Source organism: Pseudomonas fluorescens (assembly GCF_019212185.1).
Classification (GTDB): domain Bacteria; phylum Pseudomonadota; class Gammaproteobacteria; order Pseudomonadales; family Pseudomonadaceae; genus Aquipseudomonas.
In genome coordinates this window covers 3,160,464-3,186,349 of the sequence record NZ_CP078138.1, presented here as the reverse complement: position 1 = coordinate 3,186,349, position 25,886 = coordinate 3,160,464, and the positions used below count along the sequence as shown (strand labels likewise).

Here is a 25,886-nt window from a genome sequence, read left to right as displayed (position 1 = left end):
GGCAGGCCCGGGTCATCAACCCTGCCGCAAGGCCCCCTCAAACGCCGGCGTCAGCCCGCTCAGTTGCAACTTGCGCACAAACTCCCCGAGCCGTTGCTGCTTGTAGGCCTCCACATCCCGTTCCCGGTAATCGTAGAACCCCTGCCCATCGCGCAAGCCATTGCGACCGCCCTGCATGTTGTCGGCAATGACCTGCGGCGACTCGAAGCGCGGGGCCAGTTCGCGGCTCAGGTAGCGCGAGGCGTAGTAGAGAATGTCACCGCCGCCCCAATCGATAAACTCCAGCAGCCCCAACACCGAAAACCGCAAGCCAAAGCCGACCCGAACCGCCGTGTCGATATCCTCGGCGCTGGCCACGCCCTCCTCGACCATCCTCGCCGCCTCGTTCATCGCCAGCGCCTGGATGCGCGGCACGATGTAGCCGGCCACCGGGTTGCACACCACCGGCACCTTGCCGATGCGTTTGAGCAACTGCAGCAGGCGCTGGACCACCTGCGCACACGTCGTCTCACTGCGGCTGACTTCCACCAGCGGCATCAGGTAGGCGGGATTGAGCCAATGGGCGTTGACGAAACGCTGCGGCGCGTCGACCATCCCCGCCAGCTCGGTAACCAGGAAGGTCGAGGTGGTCGAGGCAATAATGGTCGTTGCCGGCACCTGCTGGCTGACCCAGGCAAAAGTCGCCTGCTTCAACTCGATGACTTCCGGCACCGCCTCGAAAACCAGGTCGCACTCGCCCAAGGTTGCCGCTGCCTGGGTCCGCGATTGCAGAGTCAGGCGCGCCAGGGCAATGTCCGCCTGCGCGTCCTCAAGCAACCCCAGGCGCACCAGCATCTGCAATTCACTGCGCAGGTTGTTGCGCACCTTTTCGAAGTAATCCCGGCGCTGGTCCTCGGCGCGCTCCTTGATATCGATCAGGCTCACCGGCAGACCGGCATGGATGAACGCCAGGGCAATGCCCTCGCCCATCCGCCCGGCGCCGACCACGCAGACCTTCGGCAGCACAGCGTTCATCGTGGGCAACCCTGGGTCAGCAGCGCGCTCATCTGTGCCCGGTCGAGCCCGGCCAGACCGAGGTTTTCCAGGGTCCGGCCTTCGGCGTAGAGATTGCGCCCGGACACTGCCGAAGCGATGCTCAGCAGGCCTTGCGCGACCGGGGTCGACACACCCGCCCAGCGCCCCACAGACACCAGCAATGACAGGCCAAGGCGCGTGTCTTCGAGCATGTAACGGTGGGTCTGCAGATTGATGTCTTCACGCCAGTCGCCACTGTCGGTCAACTTGCCGTGGGCGCCACGGCCGTACATCCACTCCTCGCCTTCCGTGCTGTTGTAGTGATCGGCCAATGGAAAGTGCGGCGCGCCGTAGCCCAATGCCTCACGCACGGCCATGCGCTCGGCGTCGAGCTGGTTGGTCACCCGGCGAATCGACGGCTGAGTACCCTCGTTGTGAATGTCCCAGGTCTCGAAGTGCTCCAGGGGCCCGGCGTTCATCATGATCAACGGCGGGTGAATGATCGGCCCGGCATTCATCAGCGCACCACTGAGGGCGTCTTCGATCGGCTCGACACTCGGATAAGCCTCGCGCAATACCGCAAAGGCCGACCCGGACAACTCGGCGGGAAACACCCCGGTCGGCAGCCGGGTCGCGTAGCAACTGATCACCAGTTGGTTGGCACCGTGCTTGCGTACCAGATACGGCAGGGTGCCGGTTTCAGCGAAGGCTACCCGACTGTGATTGCCGGCATCCGCCATGGCCCTGGCGAACACATAGCTGCCAAAGGTCCCCGGTGGCAGGAACAGCACCTGGCCGTCATGCAGGTGCGGTGCGACCTGCTGGGCCAGGTCGTCGTGTGAGGTCGACGGCAGCGGCACGATCACCAGTTGCGCATCGCCGAGGGCTTCGGCCAGATTGTCGGTCAGGGTCAGCAGATCACCCGGCTGACCCACCGACACCTGGCGCGTACCACGGTAATCGCGGACCGTCAGGCTGCCGATTTCCAGCAGCGCCTTGAGCGCCGCACCGTCCCGCCGCCACAGGCGCACCTGATGGCCCTTCTCGGCCATTTCCACCGCCGCCGCGTAACAGCCATGACCACCACCGAGCACACTGATCTTCATCTAAGACACTCCTCTTGTTAGAGACTCGATGCTAGCGAGGCGCGCCGCCACAGGCTTATCCGATTGCGCAGCGAAGCGACCGATCACGCAGCCGCGTCAATGCATCCGCCGGCGCAGCGTGTCCGACGGCAGGCAGCCATAGCGCTGGCGATAGAGACTGGAGAAATGCCCGAGGCTGTTGATGCCGTGGCGCAACAGGATGCTGGTCACGCTGTCGTTGTCCCTGGCCTGCTTCAAAGCCTCGTGGATCAGCGCCAGACGCCGGTCGCGGATGTAGTCCAGCGGTGGCTGCTGGAGGAACTGCCGAAAGCCGTTTTGCAGGGTGCGGATCGACACGCCGCACAGCTCGCTGAGGGTGCTGAGGCTGATGCTTTGATCGAGATGTTCTTCTATATAGTCCCGCGCCTTGCGCACATGGTGGGGCAACGGCGCGCGGGGATCGCGCAGCAAATCGGCGCAATAGTTGTGGGGCAACTGGGTCAGCAGCAGCTGCATCAGGTAGTCCGAGAGACCGACGGCGATAGGCGGGCCCTCGACGCCGCTGCCGTACAACCGGCAGATGTAATCGAGGGTGTGGTACAGGCTGACAACGCCGGCGCCCTGCCGGTCGACGCTGACCTCGAAGATCACCGGCTGCCGCAAGCTGCGCCCGAGCAGGTGTTGCAACTGGGTTTCGAGGGCATCGCGGTCGACCCGCAGGATCAGGTTGCGGCATTCGCCATCGGTGACGATCCGGCTCCTGGCGAATGGCGACGACACGCTCAGGCAGCCGGCCTGCATCGCCGCACTGCGCCGACCGTGAGCTACCTCGCAGTGGCCTTGCAAGGTGATGCGAAACAGGTACTGGTCGGCGATGTCGCCGATGCTGATTTCCACCGGTGCGCCGTAACGCAGGTCGAGCAGTGCCGAGTCGCCGAAGAACACACCGTTGAGCCGGGTGTGGATCGGCGCGTCGCGCAGCACGGTGAAGCGATGCGGGCACAGGTAATGGCTGACCCTGGCCTGGATCTCGCGTTGATCGGCGGAACTCAGGAGGCTGTGCCGCTCGAGCAGATGGATGTCATTCAACATAGAAACTTCTCCGGTTCTGCAACGCCAAGGCCCCGCACCGTAAGACGGGGCGAGGCCGAGGGGTCAATCATCGAGTTCAAGTATCACGGCCGATTCGGATACTCCCGCGCATAGCTCTCGCGAAAGCACTTGCAACCGCGCCACAGCAACAGCACGGTGAGGGCCGAGGCGCCAATCATCACCAGCGACATCGAAGAACCCACAGCAGCCGGCGAGCCGAAGTAACGGTCGGTCAACAGCGCCACCAGCGTTGTACCCAGCCCCAGGCCCAGCAGGTTGCTGATCAGCAGGAACACCGCCGAGACCTGGGCGCGCACCTGGTTCGGCGCGAGGATCTGCATGGCCGCGGTGGACGCCGGCATCGGGAACGAGGCGAAGAACATCGCCGGCACCAGCAGGGTCACCGACAGCCACAGCTGATCGACCTGCGGGAACAGCACCGCCGGCACGATCATCCCCAGGGCGCCAATCACCCCGGTGCGCATCGCCGCATCCTGATGGCCGCGCTTGGCCAGGTAGTCGGTGAGCCAGCCGCCAAACAGCACCCCGGCGGTGTTGGCCAGCAACAGCACGGTGCCGAGCATGTAGCCCGCCTCCACCGGCGACAGGCCGAACTTGCGGATGTACAGCGCCGGGCTCCAGCTCATCATGCAGAACAGCACCATGGCGTAGAAGGAAAAGCCCAGGTAGTGGAAGCTGAAGGTGGCGCGATGGCGACCGAGGAAGCGCAAACCGTCACCCAGCCCGACCTTGCGTGGCTTGCCTTCGGCATCCAGTTGCAGGCCCTTGCGCGCCGGGTCACGCACGGTCAGCCAGATCAGCAGGCCGACAAGAATCCCCGGCAGACCGACAATAAAGAACGCCAGCTGCCAGGCCTTGACCGCACCGAGCACCGCGACTTCGATGGTGTTCATGTCCTTGAGCAGAGCAATCACATAGCCGCCCACCAGGAACGCCAAACCGCCGCCGATGAACGAGCCGATGGAGTAGATGCCCACCGCGCGCCCGAGCTTTTCCTTGGGGAACATGTCGCTGAACATCGAGTAGGCCGACGGCGACAAGGCCGCCTCGCCCACGCCGACGCCAATCCGCGCGAGGAACATGTGCAGAAAGTTCTTGCTCAGACCGCAGGCCGCTGTGGTCAGGCTCCAGAACACCACGCCGACGGCGATGATTTTCGGTCGTGAAAAACGGTCCGCCAGGTAGGCGATGGGCATGCCCATGAACGCATAGAACAGGGAGAACGCCAGGCCGTGCAGCAGGCTGAACTGGGTGTCGCTGAGCTGCAGGTCGGCCTTGATCGGCTCGATCATCAGCGCGAGGATCTGCCGGTCCACGAAGGAAAAGATGTAGGCGACCATGCACAGACCCACCACATACCACTCATAGAGGTAGGTCTTTTTCTTCTGCAACAGCGCGGTATCGACTTGAGTATTCATTGGTTTTATTTCTCTTGGAGGGCGCCCGGGCACGCAAGGCGCTGGTCGACGGGGCTTACCAGAACTTCCAGGTGTAGGTCGTGGCGACGCGGAATTCGTTGTAGTCGTAGCCGTACTTCTGCTTCACATCGATGTTGCGCAGGTCAAAACCGAGGCCTTGCAGCGCCCCGCTTTGCACCACGTAGTTGACGCCGAGGAAGCGTTCGCTCTCCTGGTTATCGCTGAGGTTGGCGCCCCGGTCCCATTGGGTACCCTTGGTGTAGCGGGTGACGAACTTCAGCCCCGGCAGGCCCATCCCGGCAAAGTCATAGCTGTAGCGTGCAGCCCAAGAGCGTTCGCCCGGGCGCACGAAGCCCAGGGACGACCAGTGCACCAGATAAGGTTGCGGGATGTAGCCGTTCATGGTCGGGAACACGCTGTCACCGAGCATGCGCTGGTAGCTGAGGCCGACCATGTGCGCGCCCTTGAACAGGCTGAACAGCGTGCCCCAGGAACGGTTGTCGATTTCACCGTTGAGCGCGTTGCCATCCTCGTTGTTGTTGAAGTAACGCAGGTCGGTCTTGAGCTTGTAGCCATTGCCCAGCTCGGCCATGTGCATCAGGCCGAAGTAGTGCTGCTGGTAGATGTCGTGGAGAACGCCGTAGAAATAACTGGCTTGCAGGTTCTTGGTGATGTCGTAGGTGGCGCCGCCAAAATCCAGGCCGTCGCTGTCGAGGTTGTCGGTGGAACCGAATTTGTAGAGCTTCTCGTGGTTCGACGATTCACGAGTCACCGCCGACCAGAAACGCCCGCCGGTGAGCGTCAGACCATCGACCTCTTTCGACTCAACCACCGCGCCCTGGTAGAGGGTATCCAGCTGCCGGCTGGGGTCATCGAAAGCCACCGGATACTGCGGACGCAGGTCGCCGACCTTGAGCTCGGTCTTGCTGTAGCGCATTTTCAGGGTCGCGCCGGCACGGCTGTAGTCGTTGGCGGTCTGCTGGTCATGCACGCTGAAGGGTAACGAACCGTCATTGCCCGACGAGTCCAGGCGCAGCGCGTACTGTGCGTCCACATCCAGCCCAACTGCCAATGCGGTGTCGGTATAGCCGGAGGTGAACTGGGCATCGAAGCCCTGGGACCAACTGTGCACTTCGGACACCGGTGCGTTGGTATTGGTGTAGTTGCGGTGCAAATAGAAGTTGCGGGTATCGACCTTGAAGTGACTGTCATCCATCACATCCGCCTGGGCGACCCATGGCGCACAGACCATCCCCATCACGCTGGCAATTGCGAGCCCGCGGCACGCTTGCTTATCCCTGGACATCAACCCTCTCCACCTCTGTACGTGCTTGGCACTGTTGTTATAGGAGCGCATTCAAGCCAGACGCAGTGGCAGCCGAACGCCGGCGGCCTGCATAAGGCTTGTGCAAGGTAAGTCAGTAGCGGCCGGGGTGGTATCGAGACGAACAGCATCGAGGGCGGGGAAAACTCCAGTGCGCCTACGGGATTTCCTTAGCGCGGTGGCCGCGCAGAACACGACGAACGTGGCGTTCAATCGGGAAAACCGCACTAGACTGACTCCTCACCCTTGGCGGCCCCGTCGCCTGCTTTTTCCACCCACGAAGAAGGCACTCGCTCATGGACCTGAACCTGCAAGGCAAACTCGCCCTGGTCAGCGGCAGCACCGCCGGCATCGGCCTGGCGATCGTCACTACCCTGGCCGAGGAAGGCGCTCGCGTGATCGTCAATGGTCGCTCCCAGGCGTCGGTGGACAGCGTGGTAGCGCAACTGCAGGCGCAGACCGGCGCTCAAGTGCATGGATTTGCCGGCGACCTGAGCACGGCGGCCGCCGCCGACGAGGTCGCGCGACGCTTTCCGGGGGTGGAGATCCTGGTGAATAACCTCGGCATCTTCGAGCCCAAGCCCTTCGAAGAGATCCCCGACGAAGACTGGCAACGCTTCTTCGACGTCAACGTGCTCAGTGGCGTACGCCTGGCCCGGCTGTTCCTGCCGGCGATGAAGCAGGCCAACTGGGGCCGCATCATTTTTATTTCCAGCGAAAGCGGGGTGCAGATTCCGGTCGAAATGATCCACTACGGGGTGACCAAAACCGCCCAGCTTGCCGTCGCCCGTGGCCTGGCGGAAGCCGTGGCCGGCACCGGTATCACCGTCAACAGCGTGCTGCCGGGGCCGACCAAATCCCGTGGCGTCGGCGAGTTCGTCGAGACCCTGGCCAAGGCGCAGGGCCAATCCTTTGAAGGTTTCGAGAAGGAGTTCTTCGAGAAGGTCCGGCCCACCTCGCTGATCAAGCGCTTCAGCTCACCGCAGGAAATCGCCTCCCTGGTCGCCTATGTTGCCAGTCCACTGTCGTCGGCGACCACCGGGGCGGCGTTGCGCGCCGATGGCGGAGTGATCAAGAGCGCGTTCTAGGCCACAGGCTCGGAGGGAATCAGGATCACCAGGTCGGTATCACCCGGGTCGACACCGGCCTGCGAGAGCAAGGTCGTCACCTGGCCACGGTGATGGGTCTGGTGGTTGAAGAAATGCATGATCAGGCCGAAGAAATCCTTCTGGGCCGGTACGCCTTTCATGTTGGCGTACTCGAGAGGATGGTCCAGCTCAGCCTCGGTAATCGAGCCGGCCCACTCGATAATCAGCTGATCGAGCCACGCGCGATGGGCGGACAGCTCGCGGATGTTGGTGAACTGCAATGCCTTGAGATTGCTCGGGGCCGGCAGCTGGCGAATCGGCTCCAGTAGCGGATAGTTCGCCGGGTGCCTGGCGAAACGCTGCAGCCAGACCCGGTCGCCTAGCGCCAGGTGATTCAGGGTGCCGAGAATGGAACCGAAGAAGGCCTTGCGGTCGGCGGCGAGTTCCTCATCGGGCAGGCTGCTCGCGGCCTGGTAAAGCTTGGCGTTCATCCACTGGTTGTAGGTTGCCATGAGGTGGATGTGCTGGGTGCGGTTCATGCGGGGGTGGTCCTTGCGGGTGGGCCAAGCGGATCTTGTAAGGCTTTTATCACTGCCGCGTGGCACCTCGCAATGCCAACCCAATCCCCCCCAGCACTATCACCGAAGCAATCATTAGCCGCGTCGACAACCTCTCCCCCAAAAACACCACCCCCGCCACCGACGCCAACACCGGCACGCTCAACTGCAAGGTAGCTGCCGTCTGCGCACGCATTTTGCCGAGCACCGCGTACCACACCGCATAGCCGGCGCCCGAGGCCAGCACGCCGGACGCGGCCGCATAGAGCGCGCCGGTTGGGGTGATGGAGATGGCGCCTTGCGCCAGGGTCGCGAGGGCGGCGAGAACCACCAGCGGCACGCTGCGCAGGAAATTGCCGGCGGTGTCCTTGAGGGGGTTGATCGAGCGCCTGCCGAGGATCGAATAGATACCCCAGGCAATTCCGGCAATGGTCATGGCCACGGCGCTGAGCAGTGGCGGCGCGTTGCCGCCGGGAGCAAGCAGGACGATCAAGCCGCCGAACGCCAGCAGCATCCCGACAGCGGTTTTCGGCCGCACTTTCTCGCCGTTTTTCCAGCCCAAGGCGAACATGGTGATTTGCACGGCGCCGAACAGAATCAACGCGCCGACCCCGGCGTCGAGATGGATGTAGGCCAGGGAAAACAGGTAGGCGTAGACAAACAGATAGAGCCCGCCGCGCCAACTGCCCGCCGCCTCACCCTTGTTGCCGAGGCGCAACAGCAGCATCAAGAACAGCGCGCCGCCGATCAGGCGAATGGCGGTGAAGGACTCGGGGTTGATGGCGGCGCTTTTCAGGGCCAGGCGACAGAAGATCGAGTTGGCGGCAAAGGCCACCAGGCTGAACAGCGTGCCGCCCAGCAACAGCCACTGCGGTGAATCGCGGTTTTCGGTCATTGCGCGCTCGGATGGGCAGCGGAGATGGAGGGTTGTCCAGTGTCTACGAACAAACAGCCGGCGTGCAATGAGCCAGAGGGCCTACTACTCAAGGTGTAGGACATTGTGGGAGCTAGTTTGCTGACGAAGGCGGCGTGTCAGGCGACGGGTGTGCCGGACGTGCCGGCCTCATCCCGAGCAGGCTCGGTCCCACAGGGTTTCGCGGTGGATGCAGGCTCTGTGTTCAGCAGATCAAACTGTAGGAGCGAGCCTGCTCGCGAAGGCGATGTGTCAGGCGATTCATGTACCGGCAGCGCCGGCCTCATCCCGAGCAGGCTCGGTCCCACAGAGATTTGCGGTGGATGCAGGCTCTGTGTTCAGCAGATCAAACTGTAGGAGCGAGCCTGCTCGCGATGGTCGTCAACGATGACGCGGGCTGCCTGAATGTACGCGGCGCCCTCGGGTTTTTCGCGAGCAGGCTCGCTCCTACAGTGATTTGCAGTGTCCGCAGATCGTGTGATCGGCCCCAGTTTCTGTAGGAGCGAGCCTGCTCGCGATGGTCGTCAACGATGACGCGGGCTGCCTGAATGCACGCGGCGCCCTCAGGTTTTTCGCGAGCAGGCTTGCTCCCACAGTGATTTGCAGTGTCCGCAGATCGTGTGATCGGCCGCAGTTTCTGTAGGAGCGAGCCTGCTCGCGATGGTCGTCAACGATGACGCGGGCTGCCTGAATGCACGCGGCGCCCTCAGGTTTTTCGCGAGCAGGCTCGCTCCTACAGGAGTGTTCAAAGGGTATACGCAATCCCAACCTGTACCGTCCTCGGTGCCCCCGGATAGGCGTAGACGTTGCCGAACGCGCCCTCTTCGTAGTCTTCATCGGTCAGGTTCTTCACATCCAGGTTGAGGCGGATCCTGTCGTTGACCTTGTAGTAGCCGAGCAGATCGACGACGGTGTAGCTGGCCATGGAGAACGCGGTGTTGGCGGTCTGCCCGGCGCGCTCGTCGACGTACTTGAGGCCGGTGCCAAGGCCCAGGCCTTTGAGCGCGCCGTCCTGGAATTCGTAGACGTTGAGCAGGCTGAAGCTGTTCTGCGGAATGTTCATCAGGCGGGTGCCGGAATCGATGACGTTGTCCTTGGTCACCTCGGCATCGACGTAGGCATAGCCGCCAATCACCCGCCATTGCGGGGTCAGGTTGCCGGCGATGTTCAGGTCGAAGCCACGGCTGCGCACCTCGCCCGCGGCCACGCTGTAGGTCGAGTCCACGGGGTCGGTGGTCAGCACGTTGCGCTTTTCGATCTGGTAGATCGCGGCGTCGACACTCAACTGATTGTCCAGCGCCTCCCACTTCAAGCCCAGCTCATAGGACTTGCCCTTCTCCGGATCGAATCCGCCACCCTCGCGGCTGGCGCCGGCGTTGGGCTTGAACGAGCGCGCAGTGTTGGCGTAGAGCGCCACGCTTTCGGTCAGGTCGTAGGTGACGCCCAGGCGCGGGGTCACCGCGTTGTCGCTGGCCTGCCAACTGCGCCCGCCTGGCACGAAGGTCTGGTAGTCGTGTTCGAAGCGCTCGAAACGCGCCCCGGCCAGGACTTTGAGGCGCTCGGTCAGGGCTACCTGGTCCTGGACGAAGGCGGCGTAGGTCTTGAGGTTTTCCTGATCGTCGGTCGGGGTGCGGGTCAAGGCGGGGCGTGGCTGGCCGTAGACCGGATTGAAGATGTCGATCGGGTAGGCGCTCACCGCGCCGCTGGAGCGCTGGATGATCGACTGGTAGTCGTAATCCTCGTACTCGACGCCGGTCAGCAAGGTGTGATCGAAACCGCCCGCGCTGAAATGACCGGTGAGGTTGAGTTGGCTGTCCTTGTCGGTCCATTCCAGCTTGCGGTAGTTGAAGTTGCGGCCCAGGGTGCGGCCGTCTGCCGCGACGCCATTGGCTTCCACCGCGTTGCCCTGCAGGCTGCCGTCCAGCCACTGGAAGCCGCCGCCCAAGGTCCAGTCGTCGCTCAACATGTGCTCGAAACGCAACTGCGCCATGCTGTTGTCGTTGTGCAACTTGCCGACGTCTTTTTCGCCGAAGAAGGTCTCGCGCGAGGCGGTGCCGATCTGATTCGGGTAGCGCGTCACGCCGCGATCGAGCGGGTGATTGTTGCGCATGAAGTCCCCCTCGAAGATCAGCTTGGTCTCATCGTTGACCTGCCAGCTCAGCACCGGGGTCACGCCGTAGCGTTCGGTCTCGACATGGTCGCGGAAGGTGTCGCCGCCCTCGCCCACCACATTCAGGCGATAAGCCAAACGGCCTTCTTCATCGAGCGGACCGGAGGCATCCAGGGTACCGCGCTGCATGCCCTGATCATCGAACTGGCTGCCCAGGGTCACCGTCGGTTCGGCCAGCGGCTGCTTGGAGACGACGTTGAAGGTGCCACCCGGATCGCCGCGACCGTAGAGCGTGGTCGCCGGCCCGCGCAGCACTTCCAGGCGTTCGATGGTGTTGGCATCCGGCATGTTCGGATAACCGCGGTTAATCGGAAAGCCGTTGCGATAGAACTCACCGGTGGTGAAACCGCGCACAGTAAAGGTGGTCAGGCCCTGGCCGCCAAAATTATTGGCCCGGCCAACGCCGCCGGCGTAGTCGAGGGCGTCCTGCAGGCGCGTGGCACTGAGGTCCTGGACCACGTCCTTGCCCACTACGCTGATCGACTGCGGCGTTTCATGGAGCGCGGTGTCGGTGCGGGTGGCGCTGGCCGAGCGAGTGGCGCGGTAGCCGTCCACCGGGCCCAGCGGGCTTTCATACTCCGCGGTGCCGACGATGTCGGTCGCTTGCAGTTGCAGGACGTTTTCATCGTTTGTGGCCTGGTCGGCCCAGGATGACGCAGAGATTGCCTGGAGCACACAGATCGACAGCAGCGTACGACGCATCGAGATAACCTTGCTGAATAGCCAAATGGGGTGGCATACCTGCCAGAAAATTGCGGCGCATGGTATAGCACCTCATTTGTTTTTGATACGTATTCTCAGTTAAGCCTTTGATCTTCTGCCTCCGATCTTCCTGGGATTGCCGCCATACCCCCTGCAGGAGCAAGCCCGCTCCCACAGTTCAAACCGCGTCATCCCTCCCCCCCCCTGCTTTTCATCGCCTCCCGACGAGAAACCCGATTAAGCGCTTGCACGATTGGTATTATGGTATACCATCAGACGCACAGACACTTTTCTTCTCGTATGGAGCAGCTCATGAGTTTCGAAATCCGCAAGATCGTCAGCTATGTCGAAGAAACCTTCATCGAGGGCGGCAAGCCCACCGACAAGCCGGTGACCATGGTCGGCCTCGCCGTGGTGATGAAGAACCCATGGCTGGGCAACGGTTTTGTCGAAGACCTCAAGCCGCAGATCCGTGCCAACTGCTCAGACCTCGGCGCGCTGATGGTGGAGCGCCTGGTGGGGATTATCGGTGGTGCCGAGAAAATCGAGGCTTACGGCAAGGCAGCAGTGGTCGGTGCTGACGGCGAGATCGAACACGCCTCGGCGGTGATCCACACCCTGCGCTTCGGCAACCACTATCGCGAAGCGGTCAAGGCCAAGAGCTATCTGAGCTTCACCAACAAGCGCGGTGGTCCGGGCACTTCGATCCAGATCCCGATGATGCACAAGGACGACGAAGGCCTGCGCTCGCACTACATCACCCTGGAAATGCAAATCGAAGACGCGCCACGTGCCGACGAAATCGTCGTCGTCCTCGGCTGTGCCGACGGTGGCCGCCTGCATCCGCGTATCGGTAACCGCTACATCGACCTGGAAGAACTGGCCGCCGAAAAAGCCCAGTAAGCCGGTCGTTCACTCCAACAAAAAGGTCTGCAGGAGCGCTCCATGATTCGGCTCACCGCTGAACTCACCCCGGCTGGAACCAGTTACCTGGCGACCGGCCAAGGCCAGCCCGTGGTTTTGATCCACGGCGTGGGCCTGAATAAAGAAATGTGGGGCGGCCAGGTCGTTGGCCTGGCGTCCAAATACCGGGTGATCGCCTACGACATGCTCGGTCACGGCGCCAGCCCGCGCCCGGCCAGTGGCACGCCCCTGCTCGGTTATGCCGAGCAGTTGCTGGAGCTGCTCGATCACCTGCAATTGCCGGCGGCCACGGTGATCGGCTTTTCCATGGGCGGCCTGGTGGCGCGGGCCTTCGCCCTGCATTACCCGCAACGCCTGCAGAGCCTGGTGGTGCTCAATAGCGTGTTCAATCGCACCGCTGAACAACGCGCCGGGGTGATTGCTCGCACCGCTCAGGCCGCCGAACACGGTCCGGATGCCAACGCCGAAGCGGCACTGTCGCGCTGGTTCAGTCGCGAATACCAGGCCGCCAATCCGGCGCAGATCGCCGCGTTGCGCCAGACCCTGGCGCAGAACGACCCCCAGGGTTACCTGACCACCTACGAGCTGTTCGCCACCCAGGACATGTACCGCGCCGACGACCTGGCGAGTATCCAGGTGCCGACGCTGATCGCCACCGGCGAACTGGACCCCGGTTCGACCCCGGAAATGGCCGAGCAACTGGCTCGCTGCATACCCGGCGCGAAGGTTGCGGTGCTGCACGAGCAACGGCATATGATGCCGGTAGAGTCGCCGCGCCTGGTCAACCAGATGCTGCTGGAGTTCCTCGACCTTGCCTACTCCCGACAAAACCATATAAAGGGGATTGTTGCATGACACTCGCACGCTTCCACATGTGCATCGGCGGTGAATGGGTCGATGCCCTCTCCGGCAAGACTTTCGACAGCCTCAACCCGGCGCTGGCCGAGCCCTGGGCGCAGTTGCCCGACGCCGACGAAGCCGATGTCGAGCGCGCCGTGCAGGCTGCGCAGACTGCCTTCGACAGCCCGGCCTGGCGCGGGCTCACCGCCACCGCCCGGGGCAAGTTGCTGCGCCGCCTCGGTGATCTGATCGCCGAGAACAAGGAACACCTGGCGCAGCTGGAAAGCCGCGACAACGGCAAGCTGATCCGCGAGACCCGTGGCCAGGTCAGCTATTTGCCGGAATTTTTCCACTACACCGCCGGCCTTGCCGATAAGCTCGAAGGCGGCACCCTGCCGCTGGACAAGCCGGACCTGTTTGCCTACACCGTGCACGAAGCCATGGGTGTGGTCGCCGCGATCATCCCCTGGAACAGCCCGCTGTACCTGACCGCGATCAAACTGGCTCCAGCCCTCGCGGCGGGCAACACCATCGTGATCAAGCCGTCCGAGCACGCCTCGGCAACCATCCTTGAACTGGCGCGCCTGGCGCTGGAAGCCGGGATCCCGCCAGGGGTAGTCAACGTGGTCACCGGTTACGGCCCGAGCACCGGTGCCGCCCTGACCCGTCACCCGCTGGTGCGCAAGATCGCCTTCACCGGCGGCGCCGCCACTGCTCGCCATGTGGTGCGCAGCAGCGCTGAGAACTTCGCCAAGCTGTCGCTGGAACTGGGCGGCAAGTCGCCGAACATCATCTTCGCCGACGCCGACCTGGACAGCGCGATCAACGGCGCCATCGCCGGGATCTACGCTGCCTCCGGACAGAGCTGCGTGTCCGGTTCGCGACTGCTGGTGCAAGACGAGATTTACGACGAATTCGTCAGCCGCCTGGTGCAGCGCGCCGAGCGCATCCGCATCGGCAACCCGCAGGACGACAGCAGCGAAATGGGCCCGATGGCCACCGCGCAGCAACTGGCGGTGGTCGAAGGCCTGGTGGCCGACGCGATAGCCGAAGGTGCGCGCTTGCGCCTGGGCGGCAAGCGTCCGGCGGGCCTCGGCGATGGCTGGTTCTACGAGCCGACGCTGTTCGAGTGCGACCGCAACTCGATGAAGATCATGCAGGAAGAAGTCTTCGGCCCGGTGGCGTCGGTGATCCGTTTCAAGGACGAAGCCGAAGCCCTGGCAATCGCCAACGACTCGCAGTTCGGCCTCGCCGCCGGCATCTGGACCCGCGACCTGGGCCGCGCCCACCGCCTGGCCCGTGACGTGCGTTCGGGGATCATCTGGGTCAACACCTACCGCGCGGTCTCGGCCATGGCGCCGATCGGCGGTTTCAAGAACAGCGGCTATGGACGCGAAAGCGGCATCGATTCGGTGCTGGCCTACACCGAGCTGAAAACGGTGTGGATCAACCTGTCCCAGGCACCGATGCCTGATCCGTTTGTCATGCGCTAGGAGTCCATAAAAATGATCGAACCCGGCATTTACAAAGACGTCATGAGCTCCTTCCCGTCCGGCGTCACGGTGGTCACCACCCTCGACCCGGATGGCGCCATCGTCGGCATCACCGCCAGCGCCTTCAGTGCCCTGTCGATCGACCCGGCGCTGGTGCTGTTCTGCCCCAACTACGGCTCCGACACCTACCCGATCCTGCGTGACAGCAAGCAGTTCGCGATTCACCTGCTGTCCGCCGACCAGACCGCCGAGGCCTATGCGTTCGCCGGCAAGGGCAAGGACAAGGCCGCCGGCATCGACTGGCACCTGAGCGAGCTGGGCAATCCGCTGCTCGGCAAGGCGACGGCGATCATCGAATGCGAATTGTGGCGCGAATACGACGGCGGCGATCACGCGATCATCGTCGGCGCGGTGAAAAACCTGATCCTGCCCGCGCAACCGGTGACCCCGATGATCTACCACAAAGGCAAGCTCGGGCCGCTGCCCACGTTGGCCTGACACGGCCCCGCCACCTCCTGTGGGAGCGGAACGCCGCCCGGGCCGCTCCCACAGGGACTCGTGCAGATTTCACTATTTTTGCCAGGAGCCCGCATGAACCCAGCCGCCTCCCCCCTGTTCCGCCAGCAGGCCTATATCAACGGCCAATGGCTCGACGCCCCCGACGGTGCGCAGCAGGACATCTTCAATCCGGCCAACGGTGAACTCATCGGCCGGGTGCCCAACCTCGGCGCCGAACACGCGCGCCTGGCCATCGACGCGGCCAATAAGGCATGGCCGGCCTGGCGTGGGCTGACCGCCAAGGAACGCAGCAACATTCTCAAGCGCTGGCACGGGCTGATGCTGGAAAACGCCGACGCCCTGGCCGCGATCCTCACCCTCGAACAAGGCAAGCCACTGGCCGAGGCCAAGGGCGAAATCCTCTACGCCGCGAGTTTTATCGAGTGGTTCGCCGAAGAAGCCAAGCGCATCTATGGCGACACCATTCCCAGCCACAAGGGCGATGCGCGCATCGTCGTCAGCAAGGAGCCGATCGGCGTCGTGGCGGCGATCACCCCGTGGAACTTCCCTGCCGCGATGATCACCCGCAAGGCTGGCCCGGCCCTCGCCGCCGGTTGCCCGTGCATCGTCAAGCCGGCGCCGGAAACCCCGTTCTCGGCCCTGGCCATGGCGGCGCTGGCCGAACAGGCAGGGATTGCGCCGGGGATTTTCAACGTGATCACCGGCGACGCCGTTGCCATCGGCGGCGAACTCACCGCCAGCTCGAAGGTGCGCAAGCTGTCGTTCACCGGTTCGACGGCGATTGGCAAACTGCTCATGGCGCAGTGCGCACCGACCCTGAAAAAGGTCTCGCTGGAGTTGGGTGGTAACGCGCCCTTTATCGTCTTCGACGATGCCGATCTCGAGCGTGCGGTGGAAGGCGCGTTGATCGCCAAGTTCCGCAACGCCGGGCAGACCTGCGTCTGCGTCAACCGCTTCCTGGTGCAGGACGGCATCCACGATGCGTTCGTAGCACGGCTGGCGGAACGGGTCGCGCAACTGCAGGTCGGCAGCGGTTTCGATAGCGGCGTGACTCAAGGTCCGCTGATCAACGAGCGCGCGGTGGCCAAGGTCGAGGAGCACGTGCAGGACGCCCTCGCCCATGGCGCCGAGCTGCTTTGTGGCGGCGAACGGCATGCACTCGGCCATGGTTTCTTCCAGCCGACGGTGCTGTCAGGCGTGACCGCGCGGATGCAGGTCGCCACCCAGGAAACCTTCGGCCCACTGGCGGCGGTGTTCCGTTTCGGCAGCGAAGCCGAGGCCGTGCAGATGGCCAACGACACCGAATTCGGCCTCGCCGCCTACTGTTACACCCGCGACCTCGGCCGCGCCTGGCGCATGAGCGAAGCGCTGGAGTACGGCATGGTCGGGATCAACGAAGGGCTGATCTCAACCGAAGTCGCGCCGTTTGGCGGGATCAAATCCTCGGGCCTGGGGCGTGAAGGTTCCAAGTATGGGATCGAGGATTATCTGGAAATCAAATACACCTTGATGGGTGGGTTGTAGGGGCTGGCTTGCCGGCGCCTACAAGGGTTTGCACCCCGCAATTCATGGGAGACATTGAAATGAGCAACGAAAAATACCAAAAAGGCCTGCAAATCCGCACCCAGGTACTGGGCGAGGCCTATGTCAATCGCTCCATCGAGAACGCCGATGACTTCACCCGTCCCCTGCAGGAAATGGTCACCGAGTACTGCTGGGGCCATGTCTGGGGGCGCGAGGGCTTGTCGCTCAAGGAGCGCAGCATGATCAACCTGGCGATGATCTCGGCGCTCAACCGTCCGCACGAACTCAAGCTGCATGTGCGCGGCGCCTTGCGTAACGGCCTGAGTCGTGAGCAAATACGCGAAATTCTGCTTCAGGTCGGCATTTATTGCGGCGTCCCGGCGGCCGTGGACAGTTTCCGGCTGGCCCGTGAAGCCTTCGCCGAAGCCGACGCCGAGGCCTCAAGTTAACCTTCGGCTGTCTGAACCAAACGCCCACGGACGATGCCCGTTGTGCAGGGACAGCCAACTTTAGAGCGTACCCCATGAAACGCCTGCCACTCGACGACAGCTTCAAGGTCAATCGCAACCCCGTTACCCTGCGCGAAATCGTGCTGGATAAACTGCGAAGCGCCATCATGAACTTCCAGCTTCTGCCAGGCGATCGCCTGGTCGAGCGCGATCTGTGCGATCGCCTGGGCGTGAGCCGCACTTCGGTGCGTGAAGCCTTGCGTCACCTGGAATCCGAAGGCCTGGTAGAGTTCGCCGACGCCAAGGGTCCACGGGTGGCGATCATCACCCTGGCCGATGCCGTCGACATCTATGAGCTGCGTTGCGTGCTCGAAGGCCTGATCGTCCAGCTATTCACCCTGCGTGCCAAGGCCCGGGACATCAAGGCCCTGGAAAAAGCCCTGGAAGAAAACCGCCAGGCGCTCAAGGAAGGTGAGCTGCAGCAGGTCATCGACTCGGTGCAGGGCTTCTACGACGTGCTGCTGGAAGGCTCCGGCAACCACGTCGCCGCCACCCAGTTGCGTCAGTTGCAGGCGCGCATCAGCTACCTGCGGGCGACCTCGGTGTCCCAGGAAAACCGCCGTGGCGCCAGCAACCAGGAAATGGAACGCATGGTCGAGGCGATCAAGAGCGGTGATGCCCTGGCCGCCCACCAGGCCTGTGTCGACCACGTTCGCGCCGCCGCCAACGTCGCCCTCGAATACCTCAAGCGCAAGCAAGAAGAAACCGGCGCGATTCCCGCGATCACCCAACCCATCGCCCTGAAAGAACCTCGCATAGGTCGTTGATCATGTTCAGCCCGAGCTTTTGCCCAAAATGCGGTAGCCCTGACCTCAAGTCGCAGTTACCGCCGGGCGATACGCACGAGCGCCTGATGTGCCGCGGTTGCGGCTACGTCCACTACATCAACCCGAAGATCATCGCCGGCTGCATCATCGAGCAGGACGGTAAATACCTGTTGTGCCAACGCGCCATACCGCCACGTCCGGGCACCTGGACGCTGCCGGCGGGCTTCATGGAGGCCGGGGAAACTACCGAGCAGGCGGCGTTGCGCGAGGTCTGGGAAGAAAGCGGCGTGCGCGGGGAAATCCTCTCGCCCTACTCGATCTTCAGCGTGCCGCAGATCAGCGAGGTGTACATCATCTTCCGCGCCATCGCCCTGGAGATCACCGGCCAGTTCGGCCCGGAAACCCTCGCCTACCAATTCTTCGCCCCCGAGGATATTCCCTGGGACGACATCTACTACCCGGCCATCCGCCAGATCCTCGAACGTTACATCGACGAACGCCAGGCAGGGGTCTACGGCATCTATATCGGCAATGACGATAGCGGGAAGATTCATTTCATCCGCTGACGGTCTCCTGTAGGAGCGAGCCTGCTCGCGATAGCTGACTGACATTCAACATCAATGTCGACTGTCACACCGCATCGCGAGCAGGCTCGCTCCTACAGAGGGCCGCAGCATGGTGCTTATCAAATCGGCGCAACCCCCTCCACAATAATCACCTCCGCCCGCGCCACACCCTCCCGGTGGCCCTTCGCCTCCTGATACAAATCCGAGTGATAACAGGCCAGCGCCTGTTCATACGAGTCAAATTCAATCACCACACTGCGCTGCGGCGTCGGCCGGCCTTCCAGGGCCTCACTGCGTCCGCCGCGGGCCAGCATGCGTCCGCCATAGACGGCAAAAGCCTTGGGCGCGCGTTGGGTGTATTGGCTGTATTGATCGCTGTCGCTGACATCCACATGGGCAATCCAGTACGCCTTCATCGTGACCTCCTCGTTATTTTGTATTATGGTATACCACACTATATTTCCTACAAACACCGGGAGTCCAGCATGGCCTTCAACAGCATCGAAGAAATCATCGAAGATTACCGCCTCGGCAAAATGGTCCTGTTGGTCGATGACGAGGACCGCGAAAACGAAGGCGACCTGCTGCTCGCCGCCGATTGCTGCGACGCCGCTGCCATCAGTTTCATGGCCCGTGAGGCGCGGGGCCTGATCTGCCTGACCCTGACCGACGAACACTGCCAGCGCCTCGGCCTGGAGCAGATGGTGCCGAGCAATGGCAGCGTGTTCAGCACCGCCTTCACCGTGTCGATTGAAGCGGCCACCGGGGTCACCACCGGCATCTCCGCTGCCGACCGCGCACGCACCGTGGCCGCCGCCGTTACCCCCGGCGCGACAGCCGCCGATATCGTCCAGCCCGGCCACATCTTCCCGCTGCGCGCCCGCGAAGGTGGCGTGCTGACCCGCGCCGGCCACACCGAAGCCGGCTGCGACCTGGCGCGCCTGGCCGGCTTCACCCCGGCCTCGGTGATTGTCGAGGTGATGAACGACGACGGCACCATGGCCCGCCGCCCCGACCTGGAAATCTTCGCGCAAAAACACGGGATCAAGATCGGCACCATTGCCGACCTGATCCACTACCGTCTGAGCAACGAACACACGGTCGAACGCATCGGCGAACGAGAGCTGCCTACCGTGCATGGCACCTTTCGTCTGATCACCTATGAGGATCGCATCGAAGGCGGTGTCCACATGGCAATGGTCATGGGTGAGCTGCGCCACGATGAGCCGACCCTGGTGCGGGTGCATGTGATCGACCCGCTACGTGACCTGGTCGGCGCCGAATACAGCGGCCCGTCGAACTGGACGCTGTGGGCCGCGTTGCAACGGGTGGCCGAAGAAGGTCGCGGCGTGGTGGTGGTGCTGGCCAACCACGAATCGTCCCAGGCCCTGCTCGAGCGCGTGCCGCAACTGACCCAGGCGCCCCGCCAGTTCAGCCGCTCGCAGTCGCGGATCTACTCGGAAGTCGGCACCGGCGCGCAAATTCTGCAGAACCTCGGCGTGGGCAAGCTGCGCCACCTGGGGCCGCCGCTGAAGTATGCGGGGTTGACCGGGTATGACCTGGAGGTGGTGGAGAGTATTGCGTTTACTGGCTGAGCGCAGATGCCCCCAATCAATCCGTCTTGTGCCACACCGCCTTGCTGACATCGATCGGCTTGGGCAGCAGCTTGTTCTGATAGAACAGGTCTGCCGTGGTTTGCTGCGCCTGGACGATGCTGTCGTCGATGGGCAGGATCGGTGACGCTGGGCGGTTGTCGAAATAGCGGACGATCACCTCATCGGGCAGGCCCATGTATTTCTTCACCACGTCGAGGCTGGCTTGCCGCTCGCTGCGAGTCAGGGCTTCGGCGGCGGTCAGTTGTTCCAGCAGGGCGTCTATGAATGCCCGGTTGGATTGCGCGTAGTCACGACGTGCGGTGTACACCGGGCCGGACAGCTGGAGCCCCGCGCCGTTGGCCAACACCCGCACGTTGCCCTGGCTCATGGCCAGCGAGGCATAGGGCTCCCAGATTGCCCAGGCATCGACGCTGCCCTGCTCGAAGGCGGCCCGCGCATTCGCCGGTGGCAGGTTGACCGGCTGGATATCCTGATAATTCAAGCCGGCCTTGTTCAGTGCCCGCAGGATCAGGTTGTGGGAACTGGAGCCGCGTTGGAAGGCGACTTTCTTGCCTTTCAGGTCGGCAATGTCCTTGAGCGGGCTATCGGCACGAACCAGGATGGTTTCCGCTTCGGGTTTCGGCGGCTCGGCGCCGATGTAAACGAGATCGGCACCCGCCGCTTGCGCGAACAAGGGAGGAATGTCTCCGGTCGAGCCGACGTCCAGGGCATTGACGTTGATCGCTTCGAGCATCTGTGGCCCCGCGGGAAACTCGATCCACTGCACGGTCGTCTGGGGAAAACGCTTCTCCAGCAGCCCGTGTTCCTTGGCCAGGATCAAGGCAATGGAGCCTTTCTGATAGCCGATCCGCAAACTGGCGGGATCAGCCGCCAGCACCACACCACTCAGGCTGAACAGGGCCAGGCCGGTATACAACGCTTTGCGCAATCTCATTGCTGTCTCACTGTTCAACGACCGCTCGCGGGTCCTGGATAAAAAAATCATTCAGCCGTCGACGGCTTTTCCCAAAGATTGATCCCGCCCTCCAGGGCAAACCGATCAATCTCGGCCAGTTCCTCGTCGCTGAAAGTCAGATTGGCCAAGGCGCCGACGTTCTCGATGATCTGCTCCGGCCGGCTCGCGCCGATCAATGCCGAGGTCACCCGTGGATCGCGCAGTGTCCAGGCCAGCGCCAGTTGTGCCAGGCTCTGGCCGCGACGCTGGGCGATCTGATTCAGTGCCCGCACATGGGCCAGATTGGCCTCGCTCAAGTGCGACGACTGCAACGAACCGCCCCCCGGACGATTGACCCGCGCATCTGCCGGCACGCCGTTGAGGTATTTATCAGTGAGCAGCCCCTGGGCCAGCGGGGTGAAGGCAATCACCCCGCTGCCGAGCTCCTCGGTGGTGTCCAGCAAGTCTTTTTCCACCCAGCGATTGAGCAGGTTGTACGCCGGTTGATGGATCAGCAGCGGCACCTTCCATTCCTTGAGCAGCGCAGCGATCTCCCGGGTCTTTACCCCCGAATAGGACGAAATGCCGATGTACAGCGCCTTGCCCTGCTGCACCGCCGTCGCCAGGGCGCCGGCGGTTTCTTCCAGCGGGGTGTCCGGATCAAAACGGTGCGAGTAGAAAATATCGACGTAATCCAGACCCAACCGTTGCAGGCTCTGGTCGAGGCTGGCCAGCACGTATTTGCGCGAGCCACCGCCCTGGCCGTAGGGGCCGGGCCACATGTCCCAGCCGGCCTTGCTGGAGATAATCAGCTCATCACGGTACTGCTTGAAATCTTCACGCAGCAATCGGCCGAAATTGATCTCGGCGCTGCCGTAGGGCGGACCGTAGTTGTTGGCCAGGTCGAAATGGTTGATGCCAAGGTCGAACGCGGTACGCAACAACGCGCGCTGGGTGTCGATTGGCGTGCTGTCGCCAAAGTTGTGCCACAGGCCCAGGGACAGCGCTGGCAGCACCAGGCCGCTGCGGCCGACGCGACGGTAAGGGATGGATTGGTAGCGGTTTGCGGCGGCGGTGTAGGTCATGTTGAATCCTCTGCTCGCGTCAGTTCGACGGTTGGGTAAATCGGTTGGCGGGGCGAACCAGGCCGAGGTTCTCGCGCAGGGTCCGGCCTTCGTATTGTGTTCTGAACAATCCGCGGCGCTGCAGTTCAGGCACCACCTGGCTGGCGAAATCCTCGAGGCCGCCAGGCAGGTGCGGCACCAGCACGTTGAAGCCGTCCGCCGCGCCCTGTTCGAACCACTCCTGCAATCGATCGGCAATCTGCTCGGCAGTGCCCACCAGACTGTAATGCCCGCGACCGCCGGCAATCCTGCGCCCCAGTTCGGCGAGGCTGAGGTTATCGCGACCGGCCAGCTCGGTGAGCAGTTTCTGCCGACTTTGCTGACCACTGTCCGTCAGCGGCAAGTCGGGCAGCGGCCCGTCCAACGGATAGCCCGACAGGTCGAAGTTGCCGAGCATGCGTCCCAATAGCGCGACGCCGACTTCCGGTTCGACCAATTGCTGGAAGCTCTGGAACTTCTCCTGCGCCTGCGCTTCGCTGGCCCCGACCACGACAAACACCCCGGGCATGATCTTCAGCGCATCGGCGCTGCGCCCGTATGTGCTCAAGCGTCCCTTGATATCGGCATAAAACGCCTGTGCGTTGGCCAGTGAGGTCTGCGCGGTAAAGACCACCTCAGCGGTTTGCGCCGCCAGTTCGCGGCCGATTTGCGAGGAACCGGCCTGGACAATCACCGGTCGCCCTTGTGGCGAGCGCGCCACGTTCAGCGGCCCCTTGACGCGAAAGTGCTCACCGACGTGATTGAGTACGTGCAACTTGTCCGGGTGGTAATAGCTGCCGCTGGCCTTGTCGCGGACAAACGCATCGTCTTCCCAACTGTCCCACAGCCCTGTCACCACGTGCTGGAATTCCCGGGCACGGCTGTAGCGCTCAGCGTGCCCTATGTGTTCATCGCGGCCAAAATTCAGCGCTTCGGCGGCATTGTCCGAAGTCACCAGGTTCCACCCTGCCCGCCCACCGGACAAGTGATCCAGCGAAGCAAACTTGCGCGCCACGTGGTACGGCTCGTTGTAGCTGGTGGTGGCCGTGGCAATCAGGCCGATGCGCTCGGTCACCGCGCTCAATGCCGACAGCAGCGTCAGCGGTTCGAAGTGATCGGAGCGGGCCATGCGACTGGCGATGTCCTGGGTCGGCGCCGCCACACTGTCGGCGACGAACAGGGCATCGAATTTTGCTGCCTCGGCCAGTTGCGCCAGGCGTTTGTAATGGGCGAAATCCAGCCCGGCATTGGCCGGAACATCGCGATGGCGCCAGGCCGCGACGTGGTGCCCGGTGGCCATGAGGAAGGCGCCCAGTTTCAGTTGTCGACTCATGCTTAGAAATCCTTGCGCAATTGCACGCCGAAGTAGCGCTCGTCGTCACGGGGTACGGCGCGGTAAATGTAGCTGCCACCGCTGGCGAGCAACGGCGAGTACGACTTGTCGGTGAGGTTCTTCGCCAGCAGCGCGACGCGCCAGCCGTCGGTGTAATCGGCCAGGGCAACACTGGCATTCCATAGGCCGTAGGCGCCCTGTTTGGTGTCGGGGTTCTGGCTGATGTCGTACTGCACTTCGCTCTGCCAGCTGTAGTCGGTGCCCAGTTCGATATCCAGGCCATTGTCCAGCGGGATGTTGTAGTCGGCCCGTACATAGCTCTTCCAGTCCGGGGTGTAAGGCAGTGGCTTGCCATCGACATTGCAAGAGGCCGCCGCACCCGCCGGGCAGGCGAACTGATCGATGCGCGCATGGGTGTAGGCCAGCGCCCCGGAGAGCTTCAATTGGCGGGTTGCCTGCAGGGCGTAATCGAGTTCTACCCCTTCGGTGCTGACACTGCCGGCGTTGATCAGACGCGTGACCACTTGCCCGGCAACGGTATCGAAGAAGTTCGCCTGGTAGTTGTCGTATTCACTGTGGAACACCGCCAGGTTGGTGGTCAGGCGATTGTTCCAGGTCGTGGCCTTGATCCCCGCCTCCCAGGTATTGGAAGTTTCCGGCTTGAGCGCTTCGGTGTCGCGCGGCTGCATGTTGAAAAACACGTTGTAGGCCGGTCCCTTGTAGCCACGTGAGTAGGTCAGGTAGCTGGTGACCGAATCGCTCAGGTCGTACTGCAGGCCCAGGCGCCCGGACCACCCGTCCTCGTCCACCGAACCGGAACTGCTGGTGGCCGGCTGGATGCCGCTGACGGTGGTGGCTGAAGTCGAGACCCGGCGGTGATCGTATTCCAGGTCATCATGGGTAAAGCGCAGGCCGGCGATCCCGCGAAAGTCCGACCTGAAGTTCAGGGTGCTTTCGCCAAATACCGCATAACTGTCGTTGCTGGTGCTGTAATCGGCAATCCCACGGTTGCTGCTGGTGGGTGTGGTCAGGGTGCGCTGGTAGGTCTCGTCGTCCTTGCCGTGCATATAGAACAGGCCGCCAACGTACTCGAGAAACTCACCTTTCGGCGAGGCCAGGCGCAGCTCCTGGGAGTATTGATCGAACGCCAGGTCGCCTTTGTCCGCGGTGCCGGGGAACGCGGCAGTGATGGTGCCCAGACGGTCGCCATCCTGGTACTGGGTGTTGTCCCAGCCACGCCAGGCGGTGATCGAGGTCAGGGTGTAGTCGCCGAGTTGCCAGTCGAGTTGGCCGGACAGGCCCTTGTTGACGTCCTCGACGTGGGTGCGGGTATTGGTGTTGATCTTGCGGTTATCACTGCTGGCCCGCACCGGGTTCAAGGCACTGGCAAAGGCCGGAGTCAGCGCCTGGCTGACCACCCCGTTGGGCGCATCGTCGTGGGACTGCATGTAGTCGGCGATGAAGGTGAACGTCAGCTCATCGTTAGGTGTGAATTCGAGTTTGCCCCGTGCGCCCTTGCGGTTATAGCCGTTAACTTCCTGGCCGTTGTACAGGTTATCGACGTTGCCGTCGTAGCTGCCGAACAGCGTGGTGATCGAGCCTTTCAGGGTCTCGGGAATCAGGCTGCCGCCGAGGCCGAAGCGGGTGCGGCTTTCGTTGCCACTGAAATACGACTGATCGACGTAACCGTGAGTTTCGGCGGTCGGCACCTTGCTGGTGATGTTCAACACCCCGGCCGAGGCGTTCTTGCCGAACAACGTGCCCTGCGGACCCCGCAGAACTTCGACCCGCTGCAGGTCCATCAGGTCGAGGGTGGCCTGCCCGGGACGGGCATAAACCACGCCATCGATCACCGTCGCCACGGTCGGCTCGACCCCTGGCGACGTGGAAATGGTGCCCACGCCACGGACAAACAATGAGGTGTCCTTGTTTGAGGCACCGGTGCGGAAATTCAACGACGGCACTTGCTGGACGATCGTCGCCACACTGTTGCGGCTGTCGCGTTCCAGTTGCTCGCCATCGATCACCGAGACCGCTACCGGGACTTTCTGCAGCGACTCTTCACGGCGGGTGGCCGTGACCGTCACAGCTTGCAGCGTGGCCTCCTGCTCGCCAGTGCCTGCCGCGAATGCAGCGGGTGCAGGCAAGGCTGCCAGGCCGGCAAACAACCAACTGGCGGCGCGAATCGATTGCGCCAGGCGCTTGGGTTGGCGAGGAAATTTGTGCATGGTCTGACCACTCGAAAATGTGCCCTGATCCGCTGCCGTTCGACGACGACAGCGCCTTGAATATGTCTTGGGCATTCGCTCGAGCGAGTAGCAGACAACGCGCTTTGTTAGCGCTACCATCACAAGTATCGACAACCCGCTCATAG

General features: G+C 62.9%; 23 protein-coding genes and 1 pseudogene. 11 read left to right on the top strand and 13 right to left on the bottom strand.

The window, feature by feature from the left end:
* Positions 1 to 15 precede the first annotated feature (15 nt).
* The 5 genes from KW062_RS14430 to KW062_RS14410 all read right to left on the bottom strand — a co-directional run bounded on the left by KW062_RS14430 (position 16) and on the right by KW062_RS14410 (position 5,936).
* Positions 16 to 1,014, bottom strand: coding sequence for a 3-hydroxybutyryl-CoA dehydrogenase (locus KW062_RS14430; RefSeq protein WP_105755201.1), 999 nt, complete (start codon positions 1,012 to 1,014; stop codon positions 16 to 18).
* The gene (locus tag KW062_RS14425) at positions 1,011 to 2,120 is read right to left on the bottom strand and encodes an NAD/NADP-dependent octopine/nopaline dehydrogenase family protein (RefSeq protein ID WP_105755200.1); all 1,110 of its coding nucleotides are present in this window, start codon (positions 2,118 to 2,120) and stop codon (positions 1,011 to 1,013) included. The genes KW062_RS14430 and KW062_RS14425 overlap by 4 nt, the downstream gene beginning before the upstream one ends.
* Before the next feature lie 96 nt (positions 2,121 to 2,216).
* Positions 2,217 to 3,191: an AraC family transcriptional regulator gene (locus KW062_RS14420; RefSeq protein WP_105755199.1), complete on the bottom strand. Its 975-nt coding sequence runs from the start codon at positions 3,189 to 3,191 to the stop codon at positions 2,217 to 2,219.
* A gap of 83 nt (positions 3,192 to 3,274) precedes the next feature.
* Positions 3,275 to 4,630, bottom strand: coding sequence for a spinster family MFS transporter (locus KW062_RS14415; RefSeq protein ID WP_027620807.1), 1,356 nt, complete (start codon positions 4,628 to 4,630; stop codon positions 3,275 to 3,277).
* Positions 4,631 to 4,685: 55 nt separating this feature from the next.
* Entirely contained in the window at positions 4,686 to 5,936 is a 1,251-nt protein-coding gene (locus tag KW062_RS14410; protein ID WP_027620806.1) for an OprD family outer membrane porin, read from the bottom strand.
* 314 nt (positions 5,937 to 6,250) lie between these two features.
* Here KW062_RS14410 and KW062_RS14405 point away from each other — a divergent pair, with 314 nt between their 5' ends.
* Positions 6,251 to 7,042, top strand: coding sequence for an SDR family NAD(P)-dependent oxidoreductase (locus KW062_RS14405; RefSeq protein ID WP_105755198.1), 792 nt, complete (start codon positions 6,251 to 6,253; stop codon positions 7,040 to 7,042).
* Here the strand turns inward: KW062_RS14405 and KW062_RS14400 are convergent.
* A complete protein-coding gene (locus KW062_RS14400; protein WP_105755197.1) occupies positions 7,039 to 7,581 on the bottom strand; it encodes a DinB family protein in 543 nt (180 codons plus the stop codon). The genes KW062_RS14405 and KW062_RS14400 overlap by 4 nt on opposite strands.
* 49 nt (positions 7,582 to 7,630) lie before the next feature.
* Complete coding sequence (locus KW062_RS14395) at positions 7,631 to 8,494, bottom strand: DMT family transporter (protein WP_105755196.1); 864 nt, start codon at positions 8,492 to 8,494, stop codon at positions 7,631 to 7,633.
* A gap of 535 nt (positions 8,495 to 9,029) precedes the next feature.
* On the opposite strand from KW062_RS14395, the pseudogene KW062_RS28925 reads away from it, so the two are divergent.
* Positions 9,030 to 9,116: pseudogene (locus KW062_RS28925) on the top strand (outer membrane lipoprotein carrier protein LolA); the annotation flags it as partial.
* Positions 9,117 to 9,257: 141 nt separating this feature from the next.
* Here KW062_RS28925 and KW062_RS14390 read toward each other — a convergent pair.
* Positions 9,258 to 11,384: a TonB-dependent siderophore receptor gene (locus KW062_RS14390; protein ID WP_177433268.1), complete on the bottom strand. Its 2,127-nt coding sequence runs from the start codon at positions 11,382 to 11,384 to the stop codon at positions 9,258 to 9,260.
* Positions 11,385 to 11,696: 312 nt separating this feature from the next.
* Here KW062_RS14390 and KW062_RS14385 point away from each other — a divergent pair, with 312 nt between their 5' ends.
* The 8 genes from KW062_RS14385 to KW062_RS14350 all read left to right on the top strand — a co-directional run bounded on the left by KW062_RS14385 (position 11,697) and on the right by KW062_RS14350 (position 18,526).
* Positions 11,697 to 12,287 (top strand): amino acid synthesis family protein, encoded by a 591-nt coding sequence (locus KW062_RS14385; protein ID WP_027620801.1) that lies wholly within the window; start codon positions 11,697 to 11,699, stop codon positions 12,285 to 12,287.
* 42 nt (positions 12,288 to 12,329) lie between these two features.
* The gene (locus tag KW062_RS14380) at positions 12,330 to 13,163 is read left to right on the top strand and encodes an alpha/beta fold hydrolase (RefSeq protein ID WP_027620800.1); all 834 of its coding nucleotides are present in this window, start codon (positions 12,330 to 12,332) and stop codon (positions 13,161 to 13,163) included.
* On the top strand, positions 13,160 to 14,641 hold the full coding sequence (locus KW062_RS14375) for an aldehyde dehydrogenase (protein ID WP_105755193.1): 1,482 nt from the start codon (positions 13,160 to 13,162) through the stop codon (positions 14,639 to 14,641). Before KW062_RS14380 ends, KW062_RS14375 begins: the two co-directional genes overlap by 4 nt.
* Before the next feature lie 12 nt (positions 14,642 to 14,653).
* The gene (locus tag KW062_RS14370; RefSeq protein WP_027620798.1) at positions 14,654 to 15,139 is read left to right on the top strand and encodes a flavin reductase family protein; all 486 of its coding nucleotides are present in this window, start codon (positions 14,654 to 14,656) and stop codon (positions 15,137 to 15,139) included.
* A gap of 93 nt (positions 15,140 to 15,232) precedes the next feature.
* On the top strand, positions 15,233 to 16,684 hold the full coding sequence (locus tag KW062_RS14365; protein ID WP_027620797.1) for an NAD-dependent succinate-semialdehyde dehydrogenase: 1,452 nt from the start codon (positions 15,233 to 15,235) through the stop codon (positions 16,682 to 16,684).
* 59 nt (positions 16,685 to 16,743) lie between these two features.
* Positions 16,744 to 17,133: a carboxymuconolactone decarboxylase family protein gene (locus tag KW062_RS14360; RefSeq protein ID WP_027620796.1), complete on the top strand. Its 390-nt coding sequence runs from the start codon at positions 16,744 to 16,746 to the stop codon at positions 17,131 to 17,133.
* Positions 17,134 to 17,207: 74 nt separating this feature from the next.
* Positions 17,208 to 17,960, top strand: a complete 753-nt coding sequence (locus tag KW062_RS14355) for a GntR family transcriptional regulator (RefSeq protein ID WP_027620795.1) — start codon at positions 17,208 to 17,210, stop codon at positions 17,958 to 17,960.
* Between the two features lie 2 nt (positions 17,961 to 17,962).
* Positions 17,963 to 18,526, top strand: coding sequence for an NUDIX hydrolase (locus KW062_RS14350; protein WP_027620794.1), 564 nt, complete (start codon positions 17,963 to 17,965; stop codon positions 18,524 to 18,526).
* 119 nt (positions 18,527 to 18,645) lie between these two features.
* Here the strand turns inward: KW062_RS14350 and KW062_RS14345 are convergent, their stop codons facing one another.
* Positions 18,646 to 18,942: a DUF1330 domain-containing protein gene (locus KW062_RS14345; protein WP_027620793.1), complete on the bottom strand. Its 297-nt coding sequence runs from the start codon at positions 18,940 to 18,942 to the stop codon at positions 18,646 to 18,648.
* Between the two features lie 69 nt (positions 18,943 to 19,011).
* On the opposite strand from KW062_RS14345, the gene ribBA reads away from it, so the two are divergent.
* Positions 19,012 to 20,121 carry a bifunctional 3,4-dihydroxy-2-butanone-4-phosphate synthase/GTP cyclohydrolase II gene (gene ribBA, locus KW062_RS14340; protein WP_027620792.1) on the top strand — a complete coding sequence of 370 codons (1,110 nt, stop codon included), beginning with the start codon at positions 19,012 to 19,014 and terminating at the stop codon, positions 20,119 to 20,121.
* A gap of 16 nt (positions 20,122 to 20,137) precedes the next feature.
* On the opposite strand, the gene KW062_RS14335 is transcribed toward ribBA, so the two are convergent.
* From KW062_RS14335 to KW062_RS14320, 4 genes are read right to left on the bottom strand one after another with little or no spacing between them, the layout of a single operon-like run.
* Positions 20,138 to 21,076: an aliphatic sulfonate ABC transporter substrate-binding protein gene (locus KW062_RS14335; protein ID WP_033866473.1), complete on the bottom strand. Its 939-nt coding sequence runs from the start codon at positions 21,074 to 21,076 to the stop codon at positions 20,138 to 20,140.
* A 47-nt stretch (positions 21,077 to 21,123) separates the two neighbouring features.
* On the bottom strand, positions 21,124 to 22,161 hold the full coding sequence (gene mgrA, locus KW062_RS14330) for an L-glyceraldehyde 3-phosphate reductase (protein WP_105755192.1): 1,038 nt from the start codon (positions 22,159 to 22,161) through the stop codon (positions 21,124 to 21,126).
* A 19-nt stretch (positions 22,162 to 22,180) separates the two neighbouring features.
* Positions 22,181 to 23,512 (bottom strand): LLM class flavin-dependent oxidoreductase, encoded by a 1,332-nt coding sequence (locus KW062_RS14325; protein WP_105755191.1) that lies wholly within the window; start codon positions 23,510 to 23,512, stop codon positions 22,181 to 22,183.
* 2 nt (positions 23,513 to 23,514) lie between these two features.
* Positions 23,515 to 25,740 carry a TonB-dependent receptor gene (locus tag KW062_RS14320; RefSeq protein ID WP_105755190.1) on the bottom strand — a complete coding sequence of 742 codons (2,226 nt, stop codon included), beginning with the start codon at positions 25,738 to 25,740 and terminating at the stop codon, positions 23,515 to 23,517.
* Between the last annotated feature and the right edge of the window lie 146 nt (positions 25,741 to 25,886).

Excerpts from the sequence above, each read along its gene's own strand:
- KW062_RS14430 (WP_105755201.1), bottom strand. The coding sequence starts at position 1,014 with ATGAACGCTGTGCTGCCGAAGGTCTGCGTGGTCGGCGCCGGGCGGATG.
- KW062_RS14425 (WP_105755200.1), bottom strand. The coding sequence starts at position 2,120 with ATGAAGATCAGTGTGCTCGGTGGTGGTCATGGCTGTTACGCGGCGGCG.
- KW062_RS14420 (WP_105755199.1), bottom strand. The coding sequence starts at position 3,191 with ATGTTGAATGACATCCATCTGCTCGAGCGGCACAGCCTCCTGAGTTCC.
- KW062_RS14415 (WP_027620807.1), bottom strand. The coding sequence starts at position 4,630 with ATGAATACTCAAGTCGATACCGCGCTGTTGCAGAAGAAAAAGACCTAC.
- KW062_RS14410 (WP_027620806.1), bottom strand. The coding sequence starts at position 5,936 with ATGTCCAGGGATAAGCAAGCGTGCCGCGGGCTCGCAATTGCCAGCGTG.
- KW062_RS14405 (WP_105755198.1), top strand. The coding sequence starts at position 6,251 with ATGGACCTGAACCTGCAAGGCAAACTCGCCCTGGTCAGCGGCAGCACC.
- KW062_RS14400 (WP_105755197.1), bottom strand. The coding sequence starts at position 7,581 with ATGAACCGCACCCAGCACATCCACCTCATGGCAACCTACAACCAGTGG.
- KW062_RS14395 (WP_105755196.1), bottom strand. The coding sequence starts at position 8,494 with ATGACCGAAAACCGCGATTCACCGCAGTGGCTGTTGCTGGGCGGCACG.
- KW062_RS14390 (WP_177433268.1), bottom strand. The coding sequence starts at position 11,384 with ATGCGTCGTACGCTGCTGTCGATCTGTGTGCTCCAGGCAATCTCTGCG.
- KW062_RS14385 (WP_027620801.1), top strand. The coding sequence starts at position 11,697 with ATGAGTTTCGAAATCCGCAAGATCGTCAGCTATGTCGAAGAAACCTTC.
- KW062_RS14380 (WP_027620800.1), top strand. The coding sequence starts at position 12,330 with ATGATTCGGCTCACCGCTGAACTCACCCCGGCTGGAACCAGTTACCTG.
- KW062_RS14375 (WP_105755193.1), top strand. The coding sequence starts at position 13,160 with ATGACACTCGCACGCTTCCACATGTGCATCGGCGGTGAATGGGTCGAT.
- KW062_RS14370 (WP_027620798.1), top strand. The coding sequence starts at position 14,654 with ATGATCGAACCCGGCATTTACAAAGACGTCATGAGCTCCTTCCCGTCC.
- KW062_RS14365 (WP_027620797.1), top strand. The coding sequence starts at position 15,233 with ATGAACCCAGCCGCCTCCCCCCTGTTCCGCCAGCAGGCCTATATCAAC.
- KW062_RS14360 (WP_027620796.1), top strand. The coding sequence starts at position 16,744 with ATGAGCAACGAAAAATACCAAAAAGGCCTGCAAATCCGCACCCAGGTA.
- KW062_RS14355 (WP_027620795.1), top strand. The coding sequence starts at position 17,208 with ATGAAACGCCTGCCACTCGACGACAGCTTCAAGGTCAATCGCAACCCC.
- KW062_RS14350 (WP_027620794.1), top strand. The coding sequence starts at position 17,963 with ATGTTCAGCCCGAGCTTTTGCCCAAAATGCGGTAGCCCTGACCTCAAG.
- KW062_RS14345 (WP_027620793.1), bottom strand. The coding sequence starts at position 18,942 with ATGAAGGCGTACTGGATTGCCCATGTGGATGTCAGCGACAGCGATCAA.
- ribBA (WP_027620792.1), top strand. The coding sequence starts at position 19,012 with ATGGCCTTCAACAGCATCGAAGAAATCATCGAAGATTACCGCCTCGGC.
- KW062_RS14335 (WP_033866473.1), bottom strand. The coding sequence starts at position 21,076 with ATGAGATTGCGCAAAGCGTTGTATACCGGCCTGGCCCTGTTCAGCCTG.
- mgrA (WP_105755192.1), bottom strand. The coding sequence starts at position 22,161 with ATGACCTACACCGCCGCCGCAAACCGCTACCAATCCATCCCTTACCGT.
- KW062_RS14325 (WP_105755191.1), bottom strand. The coding sequence starts at position 23,512 with ATGAGTCGACAACTGAAACTGGGCGCCTTCCTCATGGCCACCGGGCAC.
- KW062_RS14320 (WP_105755190.1), bottom strand. The coding sequence starts at position 25,740 with ATGCACAAATTTCCTCGCCAACCCAAGCGCCTGGCGCAATCGATTCGC.